The sequence below is a fragment of the Lactobacillus nasalidis genome (genome assembly GCF_016587775.1).
Taxonomy (GTDB): Bacteria; Bacillota; Bacilli; order Lactobacillales; family Lactobacillaceae; genus Lactobacillus; species Lactobacillus nasalidis.
In genome coordinates, this window is record NZ_BOCG01000138.1 from 1 (window position 1) to 709 (window position 709).

General features: G+C 60.4%; 1 protein-coding gene. It reads left to right on the forward strand.

Features of this window, described 5'->3' with window-relative positions; genetic code table 11:
• The coding region (locus tag lacNas_RS02455) for an EAL domain-containing protein (RefSeq protein ID WP_201346552.1) at nt 1–709 on the forward strand (709 nt) is incomplete at both ends.

Consider the following 709-nt stretch of genomic DNA (forward strand, 5'->3'; position numbering starts at 1 on the left):
TGCCGGACATCCAGAAGCGGATCGCTTCTGAGGCAGCTGACCGGGTCACGACCGTCAAGGCCGGCGTCTTCAGAATGAAGGAAGCCGAGCCGGCAACCAGCGCCGTTGACAAGGCCTACCTGGCCATGCGCTACATGGGCGATGACCGGCAGAGGGCCTACCAGTTCTACAACGGCCAGGTCAAGAAGCTCTTTGAGATGCGGGACTACTTGATGGGGCACTTTGAAGAAGCCCTCAGCAAAAGCTGGCTCAAGGTCTACTACCAGCCGATCTACAACCTCTACTCCAAGAAGATCTGCAGCTTCGAGGCCGTCTCCCGCTGGCAGGAGCCTGGCCACTCCATGCTCAAGGCCAGCAGCTTCATCCCGGTCCTGGAGAAAAGCGGCCTGGTCTACCAGCTGGACCTCTATGTCCTTGACCATGTCTGCCGGCTGCTGGCCAAGCGGCGGGCGGATGACCTGCCGATCGTGCCGGTCTCCATCAACCTTTCGCCCAACGACTTCAACCTCGACGACTTCATCGACCAGATCATCGCCATCACCCAGAAGTACCAGATTCCGCACAAGATGATCCAGTTCGACCTCATGGCCGTGCCGACCGTTTCCGACCAGCAGCGGCTCAAGGCCGGGGCCGCCAGCCTGCAGAAAAACGGCTTCCGGATCTGCCTGGACCGCTATGGCGGCGAAAACAGCGACCTGTCGACCGAGAC